The sequence below is a fragment of the Agromyces sp. NPDC055658 genome (assembly GCF_053618155.1).
The window spans coordinates 41,768-48,170 of record NZ_JBSHHD010000032.1 but is presented as its reverse complement, the minus strand read 5'-3'; the positions used below and the strand labels follow the sequence as shown (position 1 = coordinate 48,170).

The following is a 6,403-nucleotide window of genomic DNA, read 5'->3' as shown; positions in this document are numbered from 1 at the left end:
GCCCTTCGCCGTGTCCGGGCCCGCGGCACGCGGGAGGTCATCGGGCGCGCGGCGCCCGTGCGGGTCTAGCGTGGGCCGCAGGAGGCCCCCATGGAGTTCGGCCAGATCATCACCCGAGCCGGCGAGGTCATCGACGTCATCGGTGTCATCGCGATCGTCGTCGGCGTGCTCTACGCGATGATCGACGCCGCGATCCGGCGGGTGCGGAACACCGGCCCGGTCTACGAACGCTTCCGGCGAGTGCTCGGGCGCGGCATCCTCATCGGCCTGGAACTCCTCGTCGCCGCGGACATCATCCGCACGGTCGCCGTGACCCCGACGCTCGAGTCGGTCGGCGTGCTCGGCATCATCGTCCTGATCCGGACGTTCCTGAGCTGGTCGCTCGCGGTGGAGATCACGGGGCGGTGGCCGTGGCAGCGCCATGGCGCGACCGTCGACGGCGAGGCCGCCGACGGTGGCGCCGAACGGGTCCCGGTACCGGGGCGATAGCGCCGCTCGTCGCCGTCGCCGTCACCGCCGCCGCCGCGCCCGGCAGCAGCCCGGTTAGACTCGCCGGATGGCGCGCTTCGTGGTCGTGCTGCCGCTCTCGCCGCTCACCGTCGGCGACGAGTTCACGGTCGCGCAGTGGCCGTTGCACGTGACCCTGGTCGAACCGTTCGAGACCGAGCTCGACGCCGACGTGCTCGGCACGGCGCTCGCCGCCGTCGCGGGCTCACCGGGTGCCCGCGCGATCACGGTCGCGGTCGGCGACGACGCGATGTTCGGGCCCCGCCGCGACATCCTCGTGTCGCTCGTGCGCGACGGCGGCGCCATCGCGGCGCTGCGGGCCGCCGCGATCTCGGCGCTGCGCGGACAGGGGATCGATCTCGTCCGGATGCGCCAGGACTTCCGTCCGCACGTGACGGCGAAGCGGCACGGGCGCGTGGACCGCGGCGACCGCCTGCAGCTCGGCAGCCTCGCGCTCGTGCGGCTCCGCCCGCCGGAGACCTCGCACCACGGCCGGATCGTCGGATCCTGGCCGCTCGGCGAGGGCACGGCGGGCGGAGGCTGAGCGAATGCGCCTTCAGTCGGCCGTGTGCGGGTCGTCGAGGTGGCCGATGACGCGCAGCACGGCGGCCGGCGCGTAGCGGAACTCGACGGTGCCGCTCGCGCCCGGCTCGGCCGGGCCGACCCAGGTGCTCGACCCCTCGTGCAGACGCACCCAGCCGTCCTCGAAGAGCACATCGGTGCCGATGACGAAGGCCATCGCCGGGGTCTCGCCCTGCCGCACGGCGATCGATCCCTCGAACACCTGCGTCGCCTGCGCGTCGACGTCGGCGCGCGCCTGCACACCGACGAGCGGACGCGCGATGGGCGTCGCGAACCCGGGAGCCTGGAAGGGGCTCTGCTTGGCCGCGTCGGCCACGATGCCGAAGTTCACGCTCGTCGAGACGAGGCTGAGCGACGCCTGGCCGTCGAGCACGAGTCGGCTCGACACGCTGAAGCGGTAGAAGAGCCGGCCCGATTCGCGGGCGGGCGGCAGCACCGCGGCACTGGCCCAGTTGCGCGACCAGGCGAGGGGCTCGCCGTGGCGGTTCGGCGGGTCGTAGAGGCTCGCCGTGAGACGCACCGACCCGTCGGGGCGGGCGGGTGCGGCCTTGAGCGAGCTGCGGCCGCGGTCGTCGTCGGGCATGACGTCGCGCACGGGGGTGAAGGCCGGGAGTTCGAGCGGCTCCCAGTGGCGCAGCCAGCCCTGGACGGCCGATTGCACGCGGTCGAACGAACTGCCGAGGCCGGTGCGGCGGATCGTGGGGCCGTCGGTCGCGACCTCGGGCAGGTCGTCGATGAGGCCGACGGGAATCCCGTCGAACGGGTCGAGGTCGCGCGCGGTGGGCACGGTCGCGATGGTCATGGTGGGTCCTCCAGGGGGCGTGGGCTCAGGGCATCCGCTATCGGATGCGATGACTCCACGCTAGGAAGACGATCGCCGTCGTCCATCCGAGCAGGCACTGAGGTTCGCTCGGGATACCCCTGAACCGGCCGGGATGCCTCGGGGCCGCGCCGCGCCCGCCGAGGCAGCCGAGACGTGCCTCAGACGAGCAGCTGGTGCTCGGCCAGCTCGCGGTACAGCGGCACGGTCGCGACGAGCTCGGTGTGGGTGCCCTCGCCGACGACCCGCCCGTCGTCGAGCACGACGATGCGGTCGGAGTCGATCACGGTCGAGAGCCGATGCGCGATCACGATGAGCGTGCGCCCGGCCGCGACGGCATCGATCGCCTCGCGCATCATCCGCTCGTTCACGCCGTCGAGCGACGAGGTCGACTCGTCGAGCAGCAGGATCGGCGGCGCCGCGAGCAACGCGCGGGCGATCGCGAGGCGCTGCCGCTCGCCTCCTGAGAGCATGATGCCGTCGTCGCCCACGGCGGCCCCCAGGCCGGCGGGGTCGCGGTCGAGCACCGTGCCGAGGTTGACCGCGCGCAGCACGTGCTCGCACTCGGCGTCGGTCGCGTCGGGCGAGCCGAGCAGCAGGTTGTCGCGCAGCGTTCCGGCGAGCACGGGGGCGTCCTGTTCGACGTACCCGATCTGCGCGCGCAGCTCGGTGCGGTCGATCGACCGGAGGTCGAGCCCGCCCATGCGCACGGCGCCGACCGACGGGTCGTAGAACCGCTCGATGAGGGCGAGGATGGTCGACTTGCCGGCCCCCGACGGCCCCACGAGCGCGATGCGCTGACCGCGAGGCACGTCGAACGACACGCCTCTCAGCACGGGCTGCCGCTCGGTGACGTCGGGCTCGGGAAGGTGCTCGTCAGGGGAGTCGTTGGCCGGGTCGGCCGGGTCCTGCCGGGTCGCGGCGTAGGCGAAGTGCACGTCGTCGAAGGCGACGGCGGGGGCGTCGGGGAGGAGGCCCTCGTTCGCGTCGCCGACGATGAGGGCGCGCGGGGCGAGCTCGCGGTCGTGCTCGTCCTCGTCGGGCAGGTCGAGGATCTCCTGGATCCGGCCCAGCGCGCCGAGCGCGAGGTTGACCGACGTGATCGCCCCGAACGCCTGCCCGAGCGGCAGGATCATCATGAAGAGGAACAGGATGAACGCGACGAGGTTCGCGACCGTGATCGCCCCCGAGGCGACGCGGTATCCGCCCACGCCGAGCACGACGAGGAACGACACCTGCATGGCGATGCCGGCGATCGGCACGATGAGCGCCGAGATCTTCGCGACGGCGACGCCCATGCGCCATGCTCCCTCGGCCTCGCCTTCGACGGCGGCGATCTCGCGCTCGGTGGCGCCGGCGGCGCGGATCGTGCGCACGGCGCCGATCGCCCGCTCGACGCTCGCCGCGACATCCCCGACCTTCGCCTGCGCGGCGTGCGACGCCTCGCGCACCCGCTGCGACAGCAGGGTCACGGTCGTGATCGCGATGGCGACGACGAGCACGGTGAGCCCGAGCAGCACGGGATCGATCACGAGCATGAAGATGAGCGCGCCGAAGAACGTCACGGTGCCGCCGATCGCCTCGACGAGCCCCTGGGTGAGCACGGCGCGAAGCATGGTCGTGTCGCTGCCGACGCGGGAGACGAGGTCGCCCGTGCGGCGGGTGTCGAACTCGGCGATCGGCAGGTGCAGCAGCTTCGCGATGAGCTTCTTGCGGCTCGAGAGCACGACGCCCTCGCCGGTACGCTGCAGCAGGTAGTGCTGGTAGCCCGAGATGACGCCGCTGACGACGACGAGGGCGACGAGGGCCCAGACGATCCAGCCGAGCGAGTCTCCGGCCTCGACGACCGTGATCACGCGGCTGACGAGCAGCGGCTGCGCGAGGCTCGCCAGTGCGCCGACGACCGAGAGCACGGCGACCCAGATGAGCACCGGCCGGTGCTCGAAGATGAACGGCAGCAGCTGCCGGAACGTCGCGCGCGGACCCGGTGGCTGCTCGCCGCGCCGCCCGAACGGCGAGGTGCGGGCGGGGCGTTCGGCTGCGCCGTCGGCCTGGTCGCGAGTGCGTGCCGGTCGTGGGGTGCGCCGGCGCGCTTCGCGCTCGGCTCGGCGGGTGGGGGTCTCGCTCGTGCTCATCTTCACTCTCTGGTCGCTGGCAGCCTGACGACGGTGGCGATCGGATGCCTCGCGCCCCCGTCGCTCGCGTCGTCGCCGCATTGCAGCCTACGCGCCCCGGCTGCGCCGGGCTCCCAGCCCTGTCGGCGGGAGGGCCCGTCCGGGCGCGCTCAGGAACGGCCGTACTTCTTGTGCACCGCCTGCTTCGAGACCTCGAGCGCGAGGGCGATGAGCTGCCAGCTCGACCCGCCGGCGCGCGCGCGGCGCACCGCAACGGCTTCGGCTCGGTCGAGCTCGCGGTTGAGCTCGATGCGCACGTGGTGCAGCTCGCGCAGGGCGCGGTAGGGGTCGTCGCCGTCGGCCGCGGCGATCGCGGTGCGGAGGGTGCGGTCGTCCATGTCGTCAACCGTAGTTGACGTGAGTCCTGCTCGTCAACGTGAGTTGACGATCCGCTGCGGAAGGTCCGTTCGGCTCAGCCGGCGGTGCCCGGGGCGGTGATCACCCGGGCGGCGACGCCGTGCCCGCCGAGCACCGCATCGCCGGTCGGTCGCCCGGCGAGGCGCGCCGCGAGGAACCCCGCCGCGAATGCGTCTCCCGCGCCGGTGAGATCGCGCGCGCCGGGAACCGGTGCGACCGGGACCTCGGCGACGAGGGTGCCGCCCTCGAACACCTGCGTCGGCTCGGGTCCGTGCTTCACGACGATCGTTGGGGTGATCGACCCGGACCCGGGCCCGGGCCCGAGCCCGAGCAGGGCCGCCTCGGTCTCGTTCGCGAAGAGCACGTCGGGGGCGAGCGAGGCGAACAGGTCGAGCACCTTCGGCACCCCGAGTCCGGTGAGCAGGCCCGTCGACGACGCGTCGATCGAGACGCCGGCTCCGTGCCGACGTGCCTCGCCGATGAGCGCGAGCACCGCCGAGCGTGCCGGCTCGAGCTCGAAACCGTAGCTCGGCACATGCAGCCATGAGACGCCGTCGAGCCAGGCGGGGTCGACCGTCTCGAGCAGGGCCGACGCCCCGCGATCGGGGAACATCGTGCGTTCGCCCGCCGGATCGACGATGACGACGACGGCGCCCGTCGTGCCGTGTCGCTGCACCCGGACCTCGGCGCCGCACCCCTCGAGTGCTGCGACCAGCGCGTCGCCCGCGGCGTCGGGCCCGACGCAGCCGATGAACCGGGTCGGCACGAGCGGTGCGGCGAGTGCGGCGACGTTCGCGGCGCTGCCGCCACGAGTGCGGAACACCCGTGCCGCCGTGTCGGTGCCGTGCCGCACCGGCTCGGAGGTCCAGACGACGATGTCCTCGACGAGGTCGCCGACGACCGCGAGGAGCGGCGGGGCCGAGGCATCCGCCCGCTCAGCCGGCGAGCTCACGCGCGATCTCCGCCCCGAGGGCGACGTTCGCCCGATACAGCTCGAGGTTGACCTCGAGGCTCTCTCCGCCGGTCGCCCGCTGGAACCGGTCGAGCAGGAACGGCGTCGTGTCGTGGCCCGTCACTCCTGCGGCCTCGGCTGCCGCGAGCGCCTCGCCGAGCACCCGGTCGTGCAGCGCCGGATCGAGCTGCCGGTCGGCCGAGATCGGGTTCGCGACGAGCACGGCCGCCCGCTGCCCGAACTCGTCGCGCGCCCGGGCGAGCGCTGCGGCCTCCGCGGGGGAGTCGACCCGGTAGTCGAGGGCGAATCCCGAGTCGGCGACGGTGAAGGCCGGAAACCGCGTGGTGCGGTAGCCGACGACCGGCACGCCGAGCGTCTCGAGCCGTTCGAGCGTCGCGCCGATGTCGAGGATCGACTTCACTCCGGCGCTCACGAGCGTGATCGGCGTCTCGGCGAGCACGGGCAGGTCGGCCGACTCGTCGAAGCTCTCGGCGGCGCCGCGGTGCACGCCGCCGAGTCCGCCGGTCGACATCACCCGGATGCCGGCACGGTGCGCGAGCCAGGCCGTCGCTGCGACCGTCGTGCCCGCGTCGAGCCCCTTCGCCCGAGCGATCGGCAGGTCGCGCACGCTCGCCTTCACCACCTCGGCGGCCGTGCAGAGCCGCTCGATCTCGCCGCGGGAGAGGCCGACGACCGCGACGCCTTCGACGACGCCGATGGTCGCCGGCACGACGCCGGCGGCGCGCACCTCGGCCTCGCTCCGCAACCCGACCTCGAGGTTGCGCGGCTGCGGCAGGCCGTGGGTGAGGATGGTCGACTCGAGGGCGAGCACCGGCCTCCCCTCGTCGAGGGCGGCGCGCACCTCGTCGGACACGCGGATCGCGGCGGGCAGGGTGGGGTGCACGTCGGCGGGCATGCCGCAATGCTAGGCGCGGCGCCCGATCCGGCGGGGATGCCTCGCCCGGGGCGCACGCTCGGCTCTGTTGCCGGGTGTGACGGCCCGCCGGGACA

7 protein-coding genes are annotated in these 6,403 nt (G+C 73.6%); 2 read left to right on the top strand and 5 right to left on the bottom strand.

The features are described from left to right. Positions 1–90: 90 nt before the first annotated feature. Positions 91–489: a DUF1622 domain-containing protein gene (locus tag ACWGPE_RS14775; protein ID WP_231431667.1), complete on the top strand. Its 399-nt coding sequence runs from the start codon at positions 91–93 to the stop codon at positions 487–489. A gap of 67 nt (positions 490–556) precedes the next feature. Next, positions 557–1,051 (top strand): 2'-5' RNA ligase family protein, encoded by a 495-nt coding sequence (locus ACWGPE_RS14770; protein ID WP_452048985.1) that lies wholly within the window; start codon positions 557–559, stop codon positions 1,049–1,051. A 12-nt stretch (positions 1,052–1,063) separates the two neighbouring features. On the opposite strand, the gene ACWGPE_RS14765 is transcribed toward ACWGPE_RS14770, so the two are convergent. The 5 genes from ACWGPE_RS14765 to ACWGPE_RS14745 all read right to left on the bottom strand — a co-directional run bounded on the left by ACWGPE_RS14765 (position 1,064) and on the right by ACWGPE_RS14745 (position 6,308). Beyond that, positions 1,064–1,891: a hypothetical protein gene (locus tag ACWGPE_RS14765; protein ID WP_376931197.1), complete on the bottom strand. Its 828-nt coding sequence runs from the start codon at positions 1,889–1,891 to the stop codon at positions 1,064–1,066. 179 nt (positions 1,892–2,070) lie between these two features. Next, positions 2,071–4,044 (bottom strand): ABC transporter ATP-binding protein, encoded by a 1,974-nt coding sequence (locus ACWGPE_RS14760; RefSeq protein WP_231431664.1) that lies wholly within the window; start codon positions 4,042–4,044, stop codon positions 2,071–2,073. A 149-nt stretch (positions 4,045–4,193) separates the two neighbouring features. Further along, positions 4,194–4,421: a hypothetical protein gene (locus ACWGPE_RS14755; RefSeq protein ID WP_231431663.1), complete on the bottom strand. Its 228-nt coding sequence runs from the start codon at positions 4,419–4,421 to the stop codon at positions 4,194–4,196. 74 nt (positions 4,422–4,495) lie between these two features. Then, a complete protein-coding gene (locus ACWGPE_RS14750; protein ID WP_452048984.1) occupies positions 4,496–5,392 on the bottom strand; it encodes a carbohydrate kinase family protein in 897 nt (298 codons plus the stop codon). Further along, positions 5,376–6,308, bottom strand: coding sequence for a pseudouridine-5'-phosphate glycosidase (locus ACWGPE_RS14745; protein ID WP_275506541.1), 933 nt, complete (start codon positions 6,306–6,308; stop codon positions 5,376–5,378). Before ACWGPE_RS14745 ends, ACWGPE_RS14750 begins: the two co-directional genes overlap by 17 nt. Positions 6,309–6,403 lie beyond the last annotated feature (95 nt).